The sequence below is a fragment of the Ligilactobacillus pobuzihii E100301 = KCTC 13174 genome (genome assembly GCF_000349725.1).
Classification (GTDB): Bacteria; Bacillota; Bacilli; order Lactobacillales; family Lactobacillaceae; genus Ligilactobacillus; species Ligilactobacillus pobuzihii.
The window spans coordinates 20,613-40,795 of sequence record NZ_KB714704.1 but is presented as its reverse complement, the minus strand read 5'-3'; the positions used below and the strand labels follow the sequence as shown (position 1 = coordinate 40,795).

Sequence of the window (20,183 nt, the reverse complement as noted above, 5' to 3'; positions counted from 1 at the left end):
TAATATGCCTCATTTCTAATTGCTGATATAAGCTTCTTTCCAGTCGTAAGGTACACCTGCTGGGTTGAAGATGACACCTTTCACGTTTTCTCGTAAGAGTTGTGATTTAGCAACTTGATATAGTGGGATCGTTCCTTGGTCATCCATCAAGATCTTTTCGGCTTGAACTAAGTTCTGCCATCTTTTTTCTGGCTGATCACCATATTCATTTTCTGATTGGTCTAACAAGTCGTCGAATTCTTTATTCTTGAACCCCGAATTGTTTTGGCTGGCATCTGATTCGAAGATATCCAAGAAATTGATTGGGTCAGCAAAGACAGACTGCCAAGTTTTAACGGTCATATCATAATCTTTATCACTTTGACGTGAGATCATTTGTACGAACGGAACTTTGGAAACTGAAACACGTACACCTGGCAAACTTTCTAACTTACTTTGCAAGAATTCTGCTGCTTGCTTACTACTATCAGTATCAGACGTTAACAAATCAACTTTCAAGGACTTGATTCCTTCTTCTTGATAGCCTTGTTTTAACAGGGACTTAGCCTTCTTTAAATCAAAAGAAACTGCTTTTTTGACGTAAGCTTCATCTTCAAAATGGCGTCCTGTTTTAGGATCATCTCCCATTTGGCTTGGAACAAAACCTTTCAGTGGCTCTGACCCGTCTTGTAAAACTTTATCAGTCAATTGTTGCCGGTCGATAGCTAACGAAAAGGCCTGGCGGATTTTTTTGTTTTTGAAAGCTGGGATCTTGTTTTGATTCAGGTCTAAACGTGTGGTAGCTGTTGGCAAACGCTTGACGAAATCTTTCTTATTTTGGTTAGCCTTGACTTGTTGGCCGTTTAACAATGTTTCATCAACTTTCTTAGACGAATACATATTGTAACTAGTTGTAGTACTTTCAGTAACTAACTCAGTGATCTTATCCAAATGAACGTGCTTTTTATCCCAATATGAATCATTTTTAGCCAAAGTCCATGATTTACCTGTACCATCCCACTTTGTCAATTTGAATGGACCATTAGAAACTAAATATTTTGATTGTGTCCCATACTTAGAACCATACTTTTCAACAACCTTTTGATTCAAAGGATAAAATAGTGGCCAGGCTAAAAGTTGATCAAAATACCCCACTGGTTTTGCCAGTTTAACTTGTAAATGATGGGCATCAATTGCCTTAATGCCCAGAGTCGACTTATCTTTTTTCCCATTGTAAATATCAGTAGCATTTTCAACACCATCAAAGTAAAACGCATCTTGGGAAGCCGTTTTTGGGTCAACAGTTCGCTGCCAGGAATAAACAAAATCTTTAGCCGTGACTGGATCCCCATTCGACCATTTCACACCTTTGCGCAAAGTAAAGTCATAAGTCTTACCGTTATTTGACTTTTTAGTTTTGACCGCCAAGGCCGGTTTTGGTTTTCCCTTTTTATCTAAACGATACAAACCTTCTTGGGTATTCATCAAAGTGTTGAAACTTAAAGTATCAGTTGCCTTAGATAAGTCGGCTGTCGCCAAAGTCGAAGCTTCCGTCCAATGAAGCTCTTGTTTGTCAGCGTACTTTCCTGTCCCTGACCTTTGTGAATCATTGTTATTCCCACAAGCAGTTAAAAATAAAGCTGTTCCAATAACAAATGTATACAGTAACTTTTTGTTCATCTGAGCTGCCTCCTTAAATTTAAATGAGAAACAAATGTGTTAACTGAAGTAGAAAAAAACGCCCCTTCAGAAAAAATCTGAAAGGACGCTTTTGCGTGATACCACCTTTTTTACAGTCGACTCACATCGACTACCTTACTAACTTCTGCCTTAGCCAAAAGTCACGAGTGATAACGGTCCCGTTCCGTATTAACTGCTTTCACAATCAACAGACTCCAAGCTCATCTTCACTCATTTTGCTAAATGCGTGCTTACACCATCCACGCTCTCTGTTATCTAGGCCACAAGCTACTCTTCTCTTCAGCGTCTTTTAATGATAATTTAATTTTAACAGCTAATATTTTAATGTCAACGCAATTTTTCCACAAATCGTTGGGTGATCTCTTGTGGCCTAGTGATCGCCCCACCAACTACCACAGCTATCACTCCCATATCTCTGATCTGTGAAGCTTCTTGTGGCGTATGGATCTTACCTTCTGCTATCACTTCTAAGCCATGCTCAACCAAACTGTTGATCAATGGAAAATTAGGGCCAGGCAGATGTTCACTTTCTGCAGTATAGCCAGCCAAAGTCGTCCCCACAAAATCCACACCAGCTTGAGTTGCATTAATACCTTCCTCTAGAGTAGAAATATCTGCCATCAATAATTGCTTCGGATACTTGCTTTTAATTTGTTGAATAAATTTAGTGACTGAAAGACCATCGTGTCGCGGACGTAAAGTGCAATCTAGTGCGATCACTTCTGGTTTAACGGTCATCAGCTCATCTACCTCTTGCATAGTGGCCGTGATATAAGGTGCTTCTGGTGGATAGTCACGCTTGACGATCCCGATCACTGGTAAATCTACCTGTGCTTTGATCTGCCGAATATCTTGGACTGAATTTGCGCGGATCCCGACTGCCCCACCTTGCTGTGCAGCTTGGGCCATCAACGACATGACTCCTCCTGCTTTTGTATACAAAGGTTCACCCGGTAGTGCCTGACAAGACACGATCAAACCTCCCTGAACTTGGTTGATAAACGTTTCTTTATTCATATTGGCCTCCTGTTACTTTGACTCGACGTCATCGTTGTCAGTTTAACATCAGACTAACTTGCGTATAAAACAAAATACATTTCTGATATGACTGAAGAAAGGAATTTTTAAGAAAAGTGCTCAGATGTCTTTTAGCCAAGTGACTCAACCCAAAACCTTTCATCCAGTTAACTTTAATGTCAATATCAAAAACATTCATCTTATTTTATGACTAAAGCCCTTGCTACTTAAACCTTACTGACTAGTTACACTCTATTTTACTTTAGCTGGATCGTATCGTCTTTAGTCATCACATAAGAGTATTTTTGACTACTATTCCCAAATGTTGCTGTGCCTTCTACTTGGCTATTTTTCTTCTTTGAAATCAAAAAGCTCATCTTTGACTGTGAGCCATAGATATTTACTTGGTGTCGTTTCTTGTCATATTTAACCTGCGCTGCATTTTTTTTAGGCAGATCTGTTTTTCCTTTGACAAAGCCATACGCCTTGTCTCCAGAGAAATAAACATTGACTTCAGTTTTTTTACCGCCGTCGTTGATTTGCACATTCCAACCCTGATCATCAAGGTAACGTTTATCTGAGTTCCCGGAAAACACGGCTGAACCTAAAATGATCAAAATCACTATTACTGCTAGCATCAAAAAAGTTTTTGGACTGCTCAGCCAGTTATTGGCTTTTTGTGTTAATGATTGTTTTTCTCCTGTCATTTCACTACTCTACTTTCTAAATTTACTGTTCATATTATAACTTACTTTCTTGTTCAATTGTTAATTCGTCAAAACAACTTGGCATCACTTTTTGTTTTACCAAATAAATTTTACTGTCACCACGTCTTATCTCTAAATTTAACCAGATTAATAGAAGCACTCTTAAGTACATACAATACAGTTTGAAAAGTTGTACACTTAAGTTCAGCCTTTTTATTTAACTCAACGTTATCAACATACAAACTTAATTGAAATTAGTCATTACAAAAAGGAAAAGAATACTTTTCTAATTAATAGGATCGCATTCTTTTCCTTCTTTACTTATTCTAACAACAATTATTTACGTGGCTTTTTTACTAATTTCATCTGCGGATGTCCCTTTGATTTTGTCTGTGCTCGATCTGATCGGTCATCTTCATGTGACAATACGCCATCTAAGATCTGCAGCATTTTTTCATCTTCTGAGGCCAAGGTCCCTTGTTGTTGCTCCTGTAATAAAACAGTATAGGCCTGTTTCATTTGCTCTAATTCTTCTGGTGAAGTCTGATTTAAAAATTCTTCACCTAAGTCCCCATTGACAATATCATCAATGTCACCATCAGGCCAATCAGATGGATCCATGCAAGCAGCAACTAAATCTGAATTAGCGACAAAAGCTGCCTTGATCAATGCGTTACTATTTTTAATATAATGTTGGTCATGTTCTAAAAAGGTAAAGTAATTGACCAGTAATGGAACGATCTGTCCCAGTAAGTCGGTATCAATGACTAAAAACTGGGGAAAGTACATGCTGATCACATTTTTAACTGTTTCCGCAGTCCAGCGTTTCGGTGTTCGTCCATCCCCCGTATAAGCAGCCCCGGTAAAGCTGGCGATCACATAATTGATTTGATCGGCCTCCATCGTTTTTTTAAATGGTAGGCCGAAGCGTGATTTTTGGAATTTAGTAATATTTTCATTTGCTTCATTTAGTATCCGTTGTACTGTTTGTTGACTTGGTTCTTTCAAAATATTCAAGCTCCTTTCTACCTTTTTCTAATCTGCTAATAACAAACTATTATTGTCTTACACATGTTGAACCATTATTTATTTCAATATACCAGTTTCATTTTACTCCGATCAATACAAAAAGGCGAGAGCGGGACAAAAGTCGTTTTGAAGCCGGTATGTAATGTCGTTTACGTTATTTTTGGCCGTAGCAAGGCGCAGGATAGGAATGGCGTATATGGCATTACATTGAGAATTCAGACTTTTGAAACGCGTTTATGCCATAAAAATCACAAGCAATAATTTGATTATTTTTAGTCAAAGAAGAGACTGGGACATTATTTTGTCCCAGCCTTATTCCAATTTTTTTGTATTTTAAATTCTTTATTTAAAAATCGCCAAATCAGCAAGACCGTGACGTAAACGTAAAGCATCCCATGGCATATGTTCAGCCATCGTCAAACCTACTATGTCAGCTGTCTGAGAAATGTCAGTTAATAAGCGTAGTACTTGGTCAAGCTTCATCGTTCCGATCGCAGCGTCAAAGTCGCGCTTATCCAATCCTGGTTCTGCCGGTAAAATGCTGTGAAAATCGGCAGGGTCTAAAACATCTAGGTCAGCGTGGATCACAACTTTAGTGTATCCTTGTTGCTTGATCCAGTTGGTAACTGCTGTACTTTCAGTTGCCAGAGCTTCTGGGGTCACATACTGCAAGTTCAATTCACTAACAGCTGCATCCATCGGTCGTAGTTGATCATGACGTAAGCCCGCCAGCAAAACATCCTCTTTTTTGAAAGGATTCTTAATGGCCTGGTTGAAGTTTTGTGCACCCCTGCCTAACAGATTTGATAATGCCATTTCATGTAAATGATGGGAGGTCTTGGTTGTTGCCACATCCGGATGAGCGTCTAACCAGATCAAACCCAATTTAGCTGGATATTTGCCATGCAAATAATCAAAAGGGGCTTGTGAAACGCTACAATCTCCGCCAAGTGTCAACACATTCAAGGGTTCCTTAGCAACTAAAATATCATATGTAGCCTGCATCTGTTCGATTAAGGTAGCCCCAGCATCGACTTGCCCATCACTTTTAACCTCAGAACTAACAGGAGTAAAAATGGTTTCTGTCTCATCAGAGTAGCTTGGTGGCACAATGTGTGATAGTAGTCGGGCTCCGAAACTATAATTTTCATTCATTCCTCCCTGCCATTGTTCACTGACTAATCTAATAGTTTTTACAGTCATTCAAAAACCTCCAAGTTTAATTCCACAATATTTGTCCTCTCTTTTAATCATACTAACTCAGATCATTTCTACAATTCAAACGCTCGCATTCTTAAAATGGTGTACCTTTTTTCAAAAAGCAACCCATCGTTAGGATAATTTAAAAGTGTCTTCAACTTATTATTTTATCGCTTTCAATAAAAATTTCCAGTTAAAGCACTAACAAACGTACATTTTAACTATACAATAGTAAATTGGTTATTAAAGAATTGTACAAATACTATTTCTCAAAAATTAGTTTTCAAGATATACTTGAATTGATAAGTAATTCACATTATTTTCGCCAAATATTTACCCTTTTGTTTCTGGTTAAAATCACATAAAGTGAGGCTAACCTGTTTTTTAACAAAATAAATAAAGCGGTTACATTATTGCTTTTAAACTATTTGTAATCGATGCCTGTTATAATTCATTAATTTATTATTCATTTTATAGCACTTATAAGTAATCATTTTTCAAATACCTTTTTACGCTTATTTTCACTTGTGTTAAAAAAGCTTGCTTGCGAATTGCTTGTCAGGAAATGTTGTACTAAAAATTTTTTCAACAATGGAGGGACTAATTATGTTGCCAAAAAAATCTTTCGCATTTTTAATTGAACAGTTGCTCATCAACTTACTTGTTTCCTTTAATATCTCAATGGCGATCAACATTTTACACGATGCGCCACAAAACTTCGGATCACTTTTTCAACCAACTTTATATGGATGGATCATCGCCTTGTTGATGGCTTATCTATTACCCTTACCTAAAATAGGAACAGCCGTTGGGAATTTTTGTTTGGGGTCTAATAGTAAGTATGACACGATGATCGGGATCGTCTTGATCAACGTTGTAACGATCGTATTCATTTTAACGATGGTCTTCGGTGGAATTTCTTGGGGATCTGTAATGGATTGGTTATCATCATTACCATTCACCATTCTGACAGGTACTGTCGTAGTCTTCTTATTCAGTGGTCCAATAACCCGCTTTGCTTCACTTTTCTTACCAGCTAGCATGGCTGAATTAGACTAACAAAAGCTTGGAAAATAAACAGAAAAAACGTCAGCTGTTTGTGTTGCTGGCGTTTTTTGTTGGCCCATTTTCTCACATGTTCATATTACCAAGCGTTTTTATCCTTCTAATCAACGAACACGGCTTTTTGTGTAACTTCGATCTCTGGGTCCAAAGACTGTATTACCGGACAATGACGGTCGATCAAACGTAAACAACTTATCGCTTTTCTTTGATCTTCATTTGTCACTTTTAGGCAAAAAGTGATTTCGATCTGTTTTAGTGGTTGTGCTGGTTTCTTTTCATTTCTAGTGTAAGAAACCTCAGCCTGAACCATCTCAAATGACACGTGTGAATTTTCTAAAATTTCTTGATAAACGTATCCACCACAACAGGCCGTCGCGGCAACGACCATCTGAACTGGTGAATAACCTTGATTGGCTTTTAATACCCAGTTTTCTGGTGTATGAGGCAACACAAAATTACCATTATTTGCTTGTAATACCAATTGTTTTTTCTTATCTGTACTCATTATCATCCACCCCTGCTGTATTTCGTAAACATATAATAACAAGGATCAGGCAGTTGAGATCCTCAAGTTTTTAACCCCCTATATGCACAAAATCCCAGTTATCACCTAAAAAGCCGCTTATAATTGATCACTAACTTTCTTAGTTTTTTACGGTTTAGTGATTTGCTTATTATACAAAACATTTTCATAAAAACAAAGCCCTGACCTACCGCAAGGGTACATCAGGACTTTGTCCGCAGTTAAAATTCAATTTTTTATAAGTCAATTTCTAAATAGATCGGTGTGTGATCTTGCCTAGTGCCCGAATCTACCATTTCAGACTTAACAATTCGGTCTTTAATTCGGTCACTAACTAGGTAATAATCGATCCTCCATCCCGAATTATTAGTCTTACTAGTCTTTACACGTTGAGCCCACCATGAATAAGCACCTTTAATATCCCCATGCACTGCACGGAAACTATCGGTAAAGCCATTGTCTAATAGTTGGGTGAAATCAGCCCGTTCTTCATCAGTAAAACCAGCTGAGCGATGATTACGGTCAGGATGAGCCAAATCGATCTCAGTATGTGCACAGTTAAAGTCGCCTGAAGTGATAACTGGTTTTTGTTGATCGAGCTCCTTTAAGTATTCGCTATATCTTTCGTCCCAAACTTGGCGGTCGGCTAAGCGATCTAATTTATTGCCAGAATTTGGTGTATAAACTTGCGACACAAAACATTTGTCTAGTTCTAAAGTCGTGATCCGCCCTTCCTGATCCATCGTTTCAGGAGCACCGATCTTGGGATAGGTAACTTTTGGTGCTAATACCTTTTTATAGATAAACATTGTACCCGCATATGACTTGCGGGCGGGTTCTTCTGAACTGCGCCAGGCAATATCATAGTCAGGAAAAAAGTCCTTCAAGACGTCTAAATGCTTTTTAGTTGGTCCCTTAGCCGATAATTTAGTTTCTTGAATAGCGATCACATCAGGATCATATTCAGTGATCGTCTTTAAAACATCTCTGGAGAGTAGTGCTCGGTTCGAATCACTAGTCAAAGCTGCATTTAATGAATCAATATTCCACGAAATTAGTTTCACGATTGTTCTCCTTTACCGCATAATTTTATTGTTACTGTTAACTATAACACGAAACATGTATTTTATTGAAAAACGCAACTTAAGTCACTTTTTAGTGAAAAATCAGAGTCTAATAGTCATTGCAATTAACCACTTTATTTTAAAAAAATAAATTTTCAATTACAATAAGCACGAATTATGTGTACTGACCATCAAACGGTAAATGAGGGGTAAAATTTGGGAAAGTTTATTAATAAGTATAATAAGATACTAGTAACAGTTTTCTTGGCTATAATTATCAGCATAATCTTCATCTATGGCTTCAGCCTGAAAAAAGATCAAATAACAAAATCAACCTACCACGTAACAATAGCTGAAAATGTATCACCGTATTGTGGAAAAGGTACAGTTGCCAGCAATTCAACGTACACTAAGCAAATTCCTACAGATGCACTCTTAAGTACTGAACTAAGAAATGAACAGACGGTTCAAAAAGGAGAAGCACTTGCTGTCATTTCTTTTCCAGCAAAACAGGCAGAATTAAAACAAGTCCAAACTAACATCACAAGCATCAAAGAACAATTGGAAGAACAAAAAATAACCAATGAAAACCATAATCAGCCGGATTTTAAGGTCGGTAAGGATAAAGACTCAGCCGACCAAGTAGAAATGCAAACACTAAGATCAACTCTCATACAAAATCAGCAAATAGCTATTAACAATTTACAAAACAGGTTAACTGAACTACAAGCAAACAAAGATGAACTTTTAGGGCAAAGTGAAATTGAAGTCATTGCACCATTTGACGGCACATACCAACTAAAGCAACTAAAAAATGGTCAACAAGAAATAATAGTCTTTTCAAAAAAACGCGTTTTAGAAGCGCTAGTACCACAAATGAATTACACTCAGGTTAAAAACAACGCCAAGATCACTTTAAAAAATTCAATTCTGGCTGAAAAACAAGACAGTAAGATCTCTTTTGTTTCAGAATTACCAATCACACAAAAACACGCTGATCAACCTGCATATAAGTTTACCGTTCCTGTAGATGCGGCCTTCTTAAACGGTCAGGTCGTAAAATTTAAAGTACCGCAAACAGGAGTACAGGTCCCAAAATCAGCTGTTCAAAAGAACCATGTTTACTTAGTTCAGCCAAATGGAAAAGCACAAAAAATTAATGTCACGGGAAAACCCTTGGGTCAGAAGTTTATCATCAGCGATGGACTAAAAAAAGGTGACAAAATCATTATTGATCCAAATAAAAATTTGCACAATGGACTCCAGATCCACGAACGTAAATAGCTGCGAAAAATCGTCCAAAATCGACTCTAAATAACTCCAAGCTACTCAATCTTCTTATTAGGTCTTAAACATTGCTACATTTATATATAGAAAGATTTTATACCTGATCAATCTGATAAAATATGCCATTGAAGTTCGCCAGAAACACCATCATTTAAAACTTTAGTGATCAAATCAATGATCTCAGTAGCTTGTGGACGGTCTGCTCTTTTAAAGTAAAATATCAACGAGGAGATAATCATTGAAGAGGTTACTTCAATCAAGAAATCTGTTTCAAATTCGTTTTTTTCTGAAGTCGAAGTTAGGTGGGCTTTAATAATTTTACCCAAACAATCGGTCAATTTAGTGCGAAAACTTGGATCACCATCTGGCCCTAAAAGTAATTGATAATAAGGTTTGTATTTTTGATAGAGCTGCATACAGTGTTCCACTGACAAGGAAATATCATTCTTGGCAATAATTTTTTGCACTGACGGCTGCATTAAATCAGGTAAAAGCCGATTTTCAAACCGCTCCAATAAGTCATAGACATCGGCAAAATGTGCATAAAAGGTGCTGCGATTACACCCGGCCAAAGTAATGATCTCACGGATCGTGATTTTGCTGATCTTTTTCTGTTGGTATAACTGCCAAAATGCCCGCATGATCTTTTGTTCTGTAGAATTTATTTCTCCCAACTGTGCCATTATTTTCCTTCCTTAGCTACTAAACCGACAAAACGCCTTAAATTGTTGGTTGTCGTCAAAGTCAATATCCTTATAATTTTTGATGTCGACTTAAATATTATCTTACTTAAATGTAGTAGACAAGGGAGAATAAATATATGCAATTAATTATTTTAGCGTTTATCGGTTTTGTCATGGGAATCGCCACTGTCATCACAGGCGGAGGTGCTGGAGCTTTATACGTCAGTGTCTTAACTTTATTTTTTAATATTTCACCCGCAGTTGCCACAGCCACATCATTAGCTACTATGTTCCCAACAGCTGCGATCAGTGCATATCTCCACGCTCAAAAATCTAACGTCAATTTCAAGATCGGTTGGACGATGTTAGGCTGGGGAACAGCCGGTGCATTAGTTGGTTCTTATTTTTCTGGCGATATTCCTGACAACAACTACAACACATTAATTGGCAGTGTCATCGTAGTTTTAACTGTCCTAATGATCATCAAAAAAAGAAAGCCCACTGATACTAAAAGTGAGCTTAATACTAGTCAGACAAAACGTTTTTGGCAAGCTAGCTTTTTTGGAATTATTAGTGGTGTGTTATCAGGACTAGTTGGGACCAGTGGAACGACTGCAATTATTGCAGGATTAACTTTACTAGGCTGTACGACCATGCAAACAGTCGGGACTTCCGTCTTTGTTTTGGCTGGTATATCTTTGGTAGGTTTTTTAATGCGCGCCGGTGTGGGAACTGTTGACTGGCTATTAGCCGGTGTGTTGGCCGGAGGAGCAATATTAGGCGCATTCTTTGGCACATTTTTATTGACCAAATCAATTTCGCAAAAGAAAAACTCTCAAAATAATAATTTGATCGATGCTTTGATAATTATTGGCAACATGGCGATGGGAATTACTCTGTTATTCAAATAAATCATGCGACATATTTTATGTCTATGATAAATTTTTCAAACTAAACCTAAAAACTACCAGTCTCTTAAGTAATACTTCCACAAATCATTAACGTTAACTAAAAAGTACATTAATTAAACCACCTTACGATATTGAAATGCTGAATATCATGGGCGGTTTTTTACTTGGCGAATAAAAAATAGAATTAATTGTTGACACGGTGTCACCCCCGTTGGTATGATTGTAACTGCAATAAGTGACACGGTGTCACTAAAAATGAAATGGAGGTTAAGTCAATGGTATTACCAACCTTTGAAAATTTAAAACCCGACAAGCAGAATCGCATCCGAAACTCATTATTAAACGAGTTCTCCAACTATCCCTTAGCCGAGGCTCAAGTTGCAAGAATCGTATCTAATGCCGGAATTTCTCGCGGCGCTTTTTACAAGTATTTTGAAGACTTGACTGACGCATATAATTATATTTTCGATATCGCAATGTTCCAAATTCATCAAGAAATGCCGAAAACACCAAACGCAAGTAATGTCGATGAGTACGTTGAATCAATACGACATTTTGTTAGTGGTACTGATAAAAAAGGTTACAAAGATTTAATCGAAAAACACTATAGATATAACGAAGGTTTTTTAGGTAGCGAGCCGACAAAGTTGAGACTATCCGATGATAGCTATTCAACATGGGCTGTCACCGTGCTATACCACCAAACAGTCCGTGATATAGTACTTGACCCGGTCAATATCGAACAACGCATTGAGCAACTCCGAAAGGTATTGCGAAAGGCTTATTAATAAAGGAGAATCTACTATGTTTTTGGCTTTAAAGGAACTCAAAAAAGAAAAAATTCGTTCTGGCTTAATTGTGACAATGATTGTTTTGATCGGTTACTTAATTTTCATATTAACAAGTCTTGCACTTGGATTAGCTCAACAGAATACTGACGCCATTAATTCATGGGGTGGCAATCGCATTGCGCTTAATTCCAATTCAAATGTCGATATGCGTCAATCATTCTTAACAAAAGACGAAGTTGGTACATTAAGTAATAAAGAATCACTAATTGGAGAAACATCAATTGTTGCTAAAGCAAAAAGCCATAAACAATTAGCGGCAGTTTTCGTTGGGCTCAAATCTAATGAATTCATTTACAAAAACATTGACCTCGACAGTGGTCGAAACGTAAAAGACACACATGAAATAGTTGCTGATACGGCCTTTAGACTTGAAGGGTATAAGCTTGGTAGTAAAGTTAAACTCAACGATGATAAGCAAAAATTTACCATTGTTGGCTTCACTAAAAAAGCAAAAATGAACGTTGCTCCAGTTGTTTATGGTCAACTAGATACATGGCAAAGTTTACGTGACATTACTGGTGGTCCAATTGCATCAGCGATAATCTCTAAAGATTCAAAATACGATAACATCCACAAAGGCGTCAAGACTTATGACAAACAGCAAGTGATCGATAAACTCCCGGGTTATCAAGCGCAAACAACCACGTTCATTATTATGATCGGCTTCTTAATGGTTATTTCGCTAATCATTATCGCAGTGTTCTTGTACATTTTAACCATGCAAAAGCTACCGAATTATGCCGTCTTGCGTGTACAAGGCATTCCAAGTAAAGTTCTCGTAATGGCAACCATTGCACAATCATTCTTACTCGTTATCACTGGATTAATTGTTGCTACGTTGCTCACTACAGCAACTGCACTTGTTATTCCTGCCAGTGTTCCAATGGCGTTTGATATTCCAGTCCTTGGTGCAGTTGGTGCTGGTCTGTTGGTAATGGCTATGATTGGTGGTTTAATTCCTATCAAGTCTGTATTGAGTGTTGATCCTGTTTCAGTCATTGGAGGGTAAATTAATGAACTCATTTTCAGTAAAAAACGTAAATCAAATTTTCGGAACTGGTACCGCTAAAGTACACGTTCTTCACGATGTTAATTTTGAAGCCGATCCCGGTAGTCTAAGTTTGATCATGGGACCATCAGGTTCAGGCAAAAGTACATTCCTCACGATTGCCGGCGGGCTTCTTACGCCAACATCAGGTACAGTAAAAGTCAATGGTATCAGTTACAACGAACGTTCAAAAAAAGAACGTGATGCACTGCGCCTTGACTCAATTGGCTTCGTTCTACAGGAGTATCACTTACTTCCCTATCTAACGATTGCAGATCAGTTTAAACTTGTCGATAAAGTAAAGCCCAACGGGAACCTATCACCTGATGAACTTGATGACGTTCTAGAAACCCTTGGTATCAAGTCATTATTGAACAAATATCCTGCCGAATTATCAGGCGGGCAACAGCAACGTGTGGCAATCGCCAGAGCCTTATATCCAAATCCCGCAATCATTCTTGCAGACGAACCTACAGCTGCACTCGATAGCTCTCGTGTCAGTGTCGTAGCTGCCTTATTAAAAAACTTGGCTGTAAAGCACAACAAGGCTGTTGTCGTTGTCACACATGATGCACGACTAATTGAATCAGCTGACCATTTGTACGAGATGAGTGACGGCTATCTATCGGTTAAAGAACCAGTTAATAACTACTAGAGTCTTTCCCAACTATGTTTGTGCATTTTGAACAGCAATCCACGTAAACTTTTCAGGATTGCTGTTTTTTTCGTTGAGATTGACCGTCTGATGAAAATTTCAAAAAAGAAGAAATCTATATTAAAAAACAAACTCATACTAACGTTTTTTATGCTCGTAATGATTGCATCTACCTTGATTTTGTTGGGTGGGTTATTAATAAATGTCAAATTTAATAGAGCCGAGACCAAATAAAAAATGGCGCTGAATTTTTTCAGCACCATTTTTATTTGAATTACAGACTAAACTGATCCAAAATTACAACCAAACATCTGTAAATAAATTTGGCGGACTACCCTAGTATTTAAACTAATTTCTAATTAGATATCGCACCAAACTTGTTAATTACAGGGAGTTCCATCACCAAGTTCACTTGGCGCCTTATTCCCACTCAAAAGAAACAGGTATGCAGCTAACGTTATTAAATCACTGTTATAAGCGTATTATGTTTTTTCAAGTAGACTTTTGGTAGACATCTATCTTTTTTTTAATACTTTGATTCCCATTAAAATTAATCATTGTTTCATGTGGTGAAGAATATTTCACAACACCCGATAACCTATTTGCTACCTCTAAACTTCTGCCAGACCAAAAACGGGCATAATATTTTAATGTTATTTCTGGACTAGAGTGCCCTAACCTTTTGGAAACGGTCAAAACATCAAAATTATATTTATTGATCAATAAACTAGCATGGGAATGTCGCAATTCTTTAGGTTTAATTGGTTCAACATCTGCCAATTTTGCGTATCTTCTGATTATTCTTCCTATCGTATCTTTATAAATAGGTTGATCAGTAACACTTAAAACAAAGTATTTAAGTCCATAATCTGTTTGTCTTTTTTTCCATCTTTTTAAAAGTGCCACAGTATCGTCATCTATATTAATAGTTCTTTCGCCATTTATTGTTTTAGTATGTGGTTTCCGGTAATATTTGCCACCTTTATATCGTTCTAAAGTATGATTGACATACATACATTTAGAATCGAAGTCCACTGAATCCCAAAATAATGCAAGTCCTTCACCTACACGCATACCAGTCATAAAATAAAGCCACAAGGCAACAAAGCACATGTTTTCATAAAAATCGTCGGTATATATGCAAGAAATAACCTTTTCGAAGGTTTCTAAGTTCCAATAGCTTATTTCCCGTTTACCTTTAGGAATTGCTCGTAATGCATTTTTCTGACGGGCCACATTTTTGGAAACAAATTCCAAATCAACGGCCTCATCTAAAGTTTTTCGGAAAAGAGTATAAATCTGCGAAGCATATCCTTGCGAATAATTACCTTCATCAGTATCTAACAACCACGTTCTAAATTGCAAACACTCTAATGGGCTTATTTGCGATAACTTTTTATCGCCAAACCAGTTTTGAACTATTTTAAAAATCGTCTGTCTTGAATCCCAAGTTCCAGTCTGCACATTTCCCTTATACATAGGCAAAAATATTTTTTCCATAAATTCACCATAAGTTAAACCATCGCTACTAAGTTTAGACGCATCTTTATATTTACGTTTAATCCGTTGCACCTCGTTAGAAGCTTGTTTCGCAGTTTTGAAATGATTTCCTTTTTCGTCTCGTTTTGCTTTCTTTATTTTCTTTTTTCCAGTTACCTTATTCCTTCCTATATAAACACTGATGTAATACTCTCCATTTTTATCACGATATACATTTTGATACTTAGTTTTCGACATTCTTATCATCCTCTATAGATATCGAAAACCCTAATATAGCTTCAACTGCTCTAACAGGTACTTTACCTAACTTAGGTTTATTATAGAACTCATAGCCATCTTCTACCATAAAAACTTTTGCTTTTTTGATGACATCTTTAGCAGTGTTAGGAAGAAATCCCAATTTAACAATGTCTTCTTTATCTAATGTAGTTTTTATCAAAAGTATCACCTTTCATTTTCCTGCAAAAAGTGACATAATGCATCTAGATGATGATTATTCTCATAATCACTACTACCGAACTCGCCAAAGTAATCGGTAGCTTTTTTTACATCTTCTCTAGATACATCTACAAACAGCTGTTCAATACAATTTATCTTCGTAGTCCTCCTGTGCTTTCTAATCCAGATCTTTGCGTCTTTGTTAGGTTTATAGTTTTTTTTATACCAAACAAAAAGCCCTAAAAATAACATATATAAAATATCTGTCCCCCATAATTTATCAACCTTGTAGAAGAGTGGCATTAATCCAGAGTTGTTTAATTGGTGTTTCAATGAACTCCCTAAATCGTTGTCTCTTGGACTAGGTTTACTAAATTTGAGTACAGATTCATCCAATAGCTTTTCTAAATCAGCCGAAATGTTAAGAACTTCTCCGGTTTCAGTATTTACGAGCTTGTATTTTTCCAAAATTTTATTAACTACAAGGTTCTGCAACTGTTTTTCATTAAATTCCTTTGAACGTAATATTTCAGTTATTTGATGTGCATAGTCCCGTCTAAAAACCACTTCGAACCTTGTCCAGCTTTCACAATCCACAGCCTCTTTCATTCTAAAACCCTGCTGCTCTATTTGCTCCGCCTTTTTATCGTACACTCTCATTCTAGAAGTTGTGCCTGCTTTAGATGAACCAATATAAAATGTTTGTAAATGGCTTTCCTTTAAAAATGCAGTTGTTTTTCTTTTTTTATTCCCTCCTCCATATAACTGCAGAGTAATCTTTCCGTTGTTAATATCTGTGTATAGCTCATTTAGGTTAATCGCATAATTAAAATAATCTGCCGTAAAATCTATTCGGCTCAATCTAATTTTATAATTTTCACCAGTGTTTATAAGAAGCAATAATTTACTGGGATTCATCTCTTGACCAGTTAAATTAAGATAATCAGAAACATATTGATTCCAAGCTTTTGCACCAAAGTGAAATATGATTCCCATATTTTTCTTAAAATCATTGTACGCAATAATAATTGAATTAGCTGTCTGAAATTCATAAGTTTGATTATACCTTGGAAAATTAGTCAAACTATATTCGATGCTTCCATATAAAGCCTTTAAACCTGTACTATTTTCAAACTCGTCAATTAAGCATAATGCGTCGCGACACCAGTCAACCGTTTGATTGTCAGGATAAACTGGAACTATACTAATACTCAACTCGTCGATACCAACTTTTATATTCTTTTTGATATAGATCACCTTCTTTCACTAGCAAATGGTGGAGTCTAGGTCATTACATATACTAGACTTTACATCTCAGACTTAATCTTTATAGAAAGCTGGGGAAAATTATACCAATCTCCCCAGACCTCTCAAGGTTTGCACCAAATTATAATTATATTTGAAAAATATAATTATAATTTGGCACTACAGTTAAAGAATCGCACATCACAATATAAGTTGAAACAATACAATTACTATGAAAAACATAACAATCAATAAGATATTTCTTACGAAATTACACTCTCACGAGCCTAAAATAAAAATCTAATTCTTCTAGCAATCTTTGAATCAAGAAAGTAGAATGGTCATCCGATTTTCTTCCCACTTGCCCCTTAATTTCTTTGTAAAACTTATTCTGATATGCATTATTTTTAACTAACATCGATAACAGCTCATACGGTTTTTCCATGTTTCTTGATTCAAAACTCAAATTAATAGTTCTCCATTCGTTCATCTCATACAGATACTCTTCCTTAATTGTTTTAATTTTATCTAAATCGTCCTTCTTCTTACTCTCCAATTGTCTAAAAGATATTTTTTCTCTTTTAAATTGCTTTTTTTTAAATTCAAATTTCTTTTTTTCCTTACTAAAAGTTTCCTGTTCTTCTGCAATTTTTTCCTTATGCGCCAAATAGTCGAAAATAACACCAAAAGGTTTTAAGTCCAAAAAATAGATTCTTATAGCTAGATAAATACCCGTTATTATTCCAGCTACAGCTAATGGGACAAGCACAACTACAGGAATGGCTGTAATACAATGCCACATAAATAGCAATGTTTTCATTATGCGAACCTATTTAATTTTTAGTAACTTACCAGTAAGCTCTATACCAAGATACTTTCTATTACCTCGTGTCCGACCAGCATAGGCCTTGGAATCCGACACCTCAACTTGGACATTTGAGTATAATTCGGGTTCATCAACAACATTTATTTTGAAAGTATCTCCTGCAACTTCCCCTTGGTCCAATATACAAATTGTGGCTATATAACCTACTTGCTTGTCTGACTTTTTTCTATTAACTTTGTCAAAGCCAAACAACGGTTCAATCCTTTTAACAACTGCACCACTCCCATTGACAGCTTCAACTAATTCGGGATTAACAATTACCCTTTCGTTCCACTTAATTATAAGATCACCTCATACATAAATTTTTGTTGACTTAAAAAGTAAAGCAACAAAGCTGAGTTTACATCTTCATAATAGACAGCGTCAAACTCCGTTATTAACGTAAAAATATAGGGGTTTTAGAAATAATATTGTTTGCTAAAAGATGAAAATAAAAAACAAAAAAAATCAATAAGTCCTTATCTTGTAAATTAAAATGAAACTAAATAATCTAAATTCTTGACAAACTGCAATGTCCAATGAAGCTTGCATTAAACTAAGTTGAAACTAAATTGAAACTAAAAAACAAAAAAATTATGCGAAAAATCATAGCTCCCGCTTAACCTTATAAACCAAACTGAAACTAAAAATTCGTAATTTTAATCTTTTTTGAAATATAGTAAATTTTTCTTAATAATTTCTTAACATTTACCGCTATTTATTACAAAAAAAGGCTAGAAATAACTTTGTAAAGTCATTTCTAGCTTTTAAGGAAAGTGTATAAATATTTAACCACGATTATTTCAAGGATATATCATAAATTTTTCCACTTGAGCTTGTATCATCATATGGATCTTTATTGTCACGTCTTTGAGGATAGGATGTAAATGAACTACTCTTCTTTAACTTTCCTTCCTTAAGTACTACACCAGAATAGTTATCTGTTAAATACTGGCCGTCACCATGATTATATATCAACGAAAGTGATTTTTTCCCCTGGTCAAAAACAACATGTACTAGTTCATCTCCATGATGCAATTCATCAAGTTCATCGATAAAACTACTCAAGTTTTTTACATTCTTTTTATTTGTAGGCAAATTATCTATAGTCAAAATAACATGGGCGTTCTTTCTACCAATAAAATTATACTTATCAGAATATCGATTTAAATCATCTGCAATTTTCCTCTCGGTTGTTTTAACCTTATCTCCGTTCTTTAATCCCCCATTATGATTAGCCTTGAATGTGTCCTCAACATGTTTTGAAACAACTTTAGGAGTTGAGGAATTTGCCTTAACAGTATCAAAATAGCCGTGTGTATTCGTCCCTCTGACTTTTAATCTAAGTTTTTTGGTAAATGAACTAACATTGAGATTCTTAACTTTTTTCAGCCCTTTAACTTTATAAGTCTTAGATTCAGATTTAAGTGGATTAGTCTTATCATCAGACGTCTTAATCGCTATTATAACTTTCTGGCCATTCTTTAAATTTCCATTTGAACTTTCATTAATTTTTGTTCCCTTTTGCCATTGATATATCTTTGCCATTTTATCTTTGTCTTTGCTACTCATTGATTCAGAATCATCAAAATTTTCAGGTTCAGCTAACTCGTCTGGGTCTTTTAACAATTCTTTAGTCCAATAATCACTCATTTTTGCTTTATCGGTAAAAATCTTCATTTCAGCTTTTGCCAGCTTATCTCTGTCATAAGACATGTATCCGGAGTCATTATATCCTCCAAATTCAACTTTTACATCTGCTTTTTTCAATAAGCTAGTTTTTCTATCATGTAAAATAAAACCAAACAAAACAATAATTATCACAACAATTCCTATAACAATCCATAATTTTCTATTTCCTTTTGTAGAACTATTATTACTTTTCAATGTTTTCTCCTATTCCCTATATGATTTCAAATACTATCCTTTATTAACCAAATGCCATACAATAATTCTTTTCATTTGAACTTCTGGAAAAGCTTCTCTATTAACTGAGCTAGCAAAACGTTCAGCTCTATCACCATCTCTAAATACTAAAGCATCTTCAGCACTTGCTGAATAAGTATATGAATGATTAATACCGTCGATCGATTTCAAATATTTCCTATACCCTGTCACCGGATCAGTTAATACAATTCTATACTTAGGCGAAACTATTCTTTTTACAATAAAATAAACTACACCAACAAAAATCAACAAAGTTATAATATTGCTCAAAAAGTTAAAAATTACCCCCATATAAACTACCCCCTTATCTAAAAAAGCATTATATATCATATACTACCTCTAACTCTACAGTTAATCAACATTGTCAATATAATATAGTAACTAACTAAATGTACAAATATAATTTGTTAATATACTTATCCAAAATCCCTACTATTCATAGTAAAGGCAAACTTTACTATCTAGGGA

At 35.7% G+C, this 20,183-nt stretch carries 21 protein-coding genes; 6 read left to right on the top strand and 15 right to left on the bottom strand.

Annotated features, from left to right (window positions below):
- Nucleotides 1-15: 15 nt before the first annotated feature.
- From LACPOB_RS0111095 to LACPOB_RS0111075, 5 genes are all read right to left on the bottom strand, one after another.
- Nucleotides 16-1,659: a peptide ABC transporter substrate-binding protein gene (locus LACPOB_RS0111095; protein ID WP_017868891.1), complete on the bottom strand. Its 1,644-nt coding sequence runs from the start codon at nucleotides 1,657-1,659 to the stop codon at nucleotides 16-18.
- Between the two features lie 348 nt (nucleotides 1,660-2,007).
- On the bottom strand, nucleotides 2,008-2,697 hold the full coding sequence (locus tag LACPOB_RS0111090; protein ID WP_017868890.1) for an N-acetylmannosamine-6-phosphate 2-epimerase: 690 nt from the start codon (nucleotides 2,695-2,697) through the stop codon (nucleotides 2,008-2,010).
- 257 nt (nucleotides 2,698-2,954) lie between these two features.
- On the bottom strand, nucleotides 2,955-3,404 hold the full coding sequence (locus LACPOB_RS0111085; protein ID WP_017868889.1) for a hypothetical protein: 450 nt from the start codon (nucleotides 3,402-3,404) through the stop codon (nucleotides 2,955-2,957).
- A gap of 336 nt (nucleotides 3,405-3,740) precedes the next feature.
- Nucleotides 3,741-4,412 carry a hypothetical protein gene (locus tag LACPOB_RS0111080; RefSeq protein ID WP_017868888.1) on the bottom strand — a complete coding sequence of 224 codons (672 nt, stop codon included), beginning with the start codon at nucleotides 4,410-4,412 and terminating at the stop codon, nucleotides 3,741-3,743.
- A gap of 363 nt (nucleotides 4,413-4,775) precedes the next feature.
- Nucleotides 4,776-5,636 (bottom strand): arginase family protein, encoded by an 861-nt coding sequence (locus tag LACPOB_RS0111075; RefSeq protein ID WP_017868887.1) that lies wholly within the window; start codon nucleotides 5,634-5,636, stop codon nucleotides 4,776-4,778.
- Between the two features lie 603 nt (nucleotides 5,637-6,239).
- On the opposite strand from LACPOB_RS0111075, the gene LACPOB_RS0111070 reads away from it, so the two are divergent.
- Nucleotides 6,240-6,692 carry a hypothetical protein gene (locus LACPOB_RS0111070; protein WP_017868886.1) on the top strand — a complete coding sequence of 151 codons (453 nt, stop codon included), beginning with the start codon at nucleotides 6,240-6,242 and terminating at the stop codon, nucleotides 6,690-6,692.
- 106 nt (nucleotides 6,693-6,798) lie between these two features.
- Here LACPOB_RS0111070 and LACPOB_RS0111065 read toward each other — a convergent pair whose 3' ends face one another.
- Together LACPOB_RS0111065 and LACPOB_RS0111060 are read right to left on the bottom strand one after the other, a co-directional pair.
- Nucleotides 6,799-7,203 carry an OsmC family protein gene (locus tag LACPOB_RS0111065; RefSeq protein WP_017868885.1) on the bottom strand — a complete coding sequence of 135 codons (405 nt, stop codon included), beginning with the start codon at nucleotides 7,201-7,203 and terminating at the stop codon, nucleotides 6,799-6,801.
- 254 nt (nucleotides 7,204-7,457) lie between these two features.
- On the bottom strand, nucleotides 7,458-8,285 hold the full coding sequence (locus tag LACPOB_RS0111060; protein WP_017868884.1) for an exodeoxyribonuclease III: 828 nt from the start codon (nucleotides 8,283-8,285) through the stop codon (nucleotides 7,458-7,460).
- Nucleotides 8,286-8,501: 216 nt separating this feature from the next.
- Between LACPOB_RS0111060 and LACPOB_RS0111055 the strand changes: the two genes are divergently transcribed.
- Nucleotides 8,502-9,569, top strand: coding sequence for an efflux RND transporter periplasmic adaptor subunit (locus LACPOB_RS0111055; RefSeq protein WP_017868883.1), 1,068 nt, complete (start codon nucleotides 8,502-8,504; stop codon nucleotides 9,567-9,569).
- Nucleotides 9,570-9,676: 107 nt separating this feature from the next.
- Here the strand turns inward: LACPOB_RS0111055 and LACPOB_RS0111050 are convergent, their stop codons facing one another.
- On the bottom strand, nucleotides 9,677-10,255 hold the full coding sequence (locus tag LACPOB_RS0111050) for a TetR/AcrR family transcriptional regulator (RefSeq protein WP_017868882.1): 579 nt from the start codon (nucleotides 10,253-10,255) through the stop codon (nucleotides 9,677-9,679).
- Between the two features lie 137 nt (nucleotides 10,256-10,392).
- Here LACPOB_RS0111050 and LACPOB_RS0111045 point away from each other — a divergent pair, with 137 nt between their 5' ends.
- The 4 genes from LACPOB_RS0111045 (at nucleotide 10,393) to LACPOB_RS0111030 (ending at nucleotide 13,720) form a co-directional block, all read left to right on the top strand.
- Nucleotides 10,393-11,166 (top strand): sulfite exporter TauE/SafE family protein, encoded by a 774-nt coding sequence (locus LACPOB_RS0111045; protein WP_017868881.1) that lies wholly within the window; start codon nucleotides 10,393-10,395, stop codon nucleotides 11,164-11,166.
- Between the two features lie 275 nt (nucleotides 11,167-11,441).
- On the top strand, nucleotides 11,442-11,954 hold the full coding sequence (locus tag LACPOB_RS0111040; protein ID WP_017868880.1) for a TetR/AcrR family transcriptional regulator: 513 nt from the start codon (nucleotides 11,442-11,444) through the stop codon (nucleotides 11,952-11,954).
- Nucleotides 11,955-11,970: 16 nt separating this feature from the next.
- Nucleotides 11,971-13,026, top strand: coding sequence for an ABC transporter permease (locus tag LACPOB_RS0111035; protein WP_017868879.1), 1,056 nt, complete (start codon nucleotides 11,971-11,973; stop codon nucleotides 13,024-13,026).
- Nucleotides 13,027-13,030: 4 nt separating this feature from the next.
- The gene (locus tag LACPOB_RS0111030) at nucleotides 13,031-13,720 is read left to right on the top strand and encodes an ABC transporter ATP-binding protein (protein WP_017868878.1); all 690 of its coding nucleotides are present in this window, start codon (nucleotides 13,031-13,033) and stop codon (nucleotides 13,718-13,720) included.
- A 492-nt stretch (nucleotides 13,721-14,212) separates the two neighbouring features.
- Here LACPOB_RS0111030 and LACPOB_RS0111025 read toward each other — a convergent pair whose 3' ends face one another.
- The 7 genes from LACPOB_RS0111025 to LACPOB_RS0110995 form a co-directional block, all read right to left on the bottom strand.
- Complete coding sequence (locus LACPOB_RS0111025) at nucleotides 14,213-15,457, bottom strand: tyrosine-type recombinase/integrase (RefSeq protein ID WP_017868877.1); 1,245 nt, start codon at nucleotides 15,455-15,457, stop codon at nucleotides 14,213-14,215.
- Nucleotides 15,444-15,668, bottom strand: coding sequence for a DUF3173 family protein (locus LACPOB_RS12840; protein WP_017868876.1), 225 nt, complete (start codon nucleotides 15,666-15,668; stop codon nucleotides 15,444-15,446). Before LACPOB_RS12840 ends, LACPOB_RS0111025 begins: the two co-directional genes overlap by 14 nt.
- Nucleotides 15,665-16,915 (bottom strand): replication initiation factor domain-containing protein, encoded by a 1,251-nt coding sequence (locus tag LACPOB_RS0111015; RefSeq protein WP_017868875.1) that lies wholly within the window; start codon nucleotides 16,913-16,915, stop codon nucleotides 15,665-15,667. The genes LACPOB_RS12840 and LACPOB_RS0111015 overlap by 4 nt, the downstream gene beginning before the upstream one ends.
- Before the next feature lie 259 nt (nucleotides 16,916-17,174).
- Nucleotides 17,175-17,723: a hypothetical protein gene (locus LACPOB_RS0111010; protein ID WP_017868874.1), complete on the bottom strand. Its 549-nt coding sequence runs from the start codon at nucleotides 17,721-17,723 to the stop codon at nucleotides 17,175-17,177.
- Nucleotides 17,724-17,732: 9 nt separating this feature from the next.
- Nucleotides 17,733-17,981, bottom strand: a complete 249-nt coding sequence (locus tag LACPOB_RS12755) for a hypothetical protein (protein WP_017868873.1) — start codon at nucleotides 17,979-17,981, stop codon at nucleotides 17,733-17,735.
- A gap of 585 nt (nucleotides 17,982-18,566) precedes the next feature.
- Nucleotides 18,567-19,655 carry a hypothetical protein gene (locus tag LACPOB_RS0111000; protein ID WP_017868872.1) on the bottom strand — a complete coding sequence of 363 codons (1,089 nt, stop codon included), beginning with the start codon at nucleotides 19,653-19,655 and terminating at the stop codon, nucleotides 18,567-18,569.
- 33 nt (nucleotides 19,656-19,688) lie between these two features.
- Nucleotides 19,689-20,006 carry a hypothetical protein gene (locus tag LACPOB_RS0110995; RefSeq protein WP_017868871.1) on the bottom strand — a complete coding sequence of 106 codons (318 nt, stop codon included), beginning with the start codon at nucleotides 20,004-20,006 and terminating at the stop codon, nucleotides 19,689-19,691.
- Between the last annotated feature and the right edge of the window lie 177 nt (nucleotides 20,007-20,183).

Coding starts and splice junctions, on each gene's coding strand:
- LACPOB_RS0111040 (WP_017868880.1), top strand. CDS start 11,442: ATGGTATTACCAACCTTTGAAAATTTAAAACCCGACAAGCAGAATCGC.
- LACPOB_RS0111095 (WP_017868891.1), bottom strand. CDS start 1,659: ATGAACAAAAAGTTACTGTATACATTTGTTATTGGAACAGCTTTATTT.
- LACPOB_RS0111070 (WP_017868886.1), top strand. CDS start 6,240: ATGTTGCCAAAAAAATCTTTCGCATTTTTAATTGAACAGTTGCTCATC.
- LACPOB_RS0111035 (WP_017868879.1), top strand. CDS start 11,971: ATGTTTTTGGCTTTAAAGGAACTCAAAAAAGAAAAAATTCGTTCTGGC.
- LACPOB_RS0111010 (WP_017868874.1), bottom strand. CDS start 17,723: ATGAAAACATTGCTATTTATGTGGCATTGTATTACAGCCATTCCTGTA.
- LACPOB_RS0111025 (WP_017868877.1), bottom strand. CDS start 15,457: ATGTCGAAAACTAAGTATCAAAATGTATATCGTGATAAAAATGGAGAG.
- LACPOB_RS0111075 (WP_017868887.1), bottom strand. CDS start 5,636: ATGACTGTAAAAACTATTAGATTAGTCAGTGAACAATGGCAGGGAGGA.
- LACPOB_RS0110995 (WP_017868871.1), bottom strand. CDS start 20,006: ATGGGGGTAATTTTTAACTTTTTGAGCAATATTATAACTTTGTTGATT.
- LACPOB_RS0111065 (WP_017868885.1), bottom strand. CDS start 7,203: ATGAGTACAGATAAGAAAAAACAATTGGTATTACAAGCAAATAATGGT.
- LACPOB_RS0111030 (WP_017868878.1), top strand. CDS start 13,031: ATGAACTCATTTTCAGTAAAAAACGTAAATCAAATTTTCGGAACTGGT.
- LACPOB_RS0111050 (WP_017868882.1), bottom strand. CDS start 10,255: ATGGCACAGTTGGGAGAAATAAATTCTACAGAACAAAAGATCATGCGG.
- LACPOB_RS0111045 (WP_017868881.1), top strand. CDS start 10,393: ATGCAATTAATTATTTTAGCGTTTATCGGTTTTGTCATGGGAATCGCC.
- LACPOB_RS0111085 (WP_017868889.1), bottom strand. CDS start 3,404: ATGACAGGAGAAAAACAATCATTAACACAAAAAGCCAATAACTGGCTG.
- LACPOB_RS0111090 (WP_017868890.1), bottom strand. CDS start 2,697: ATGAATAAAGAAACGTTTATCAACCAAGTTCAGGGAGGTTTGATCGTG.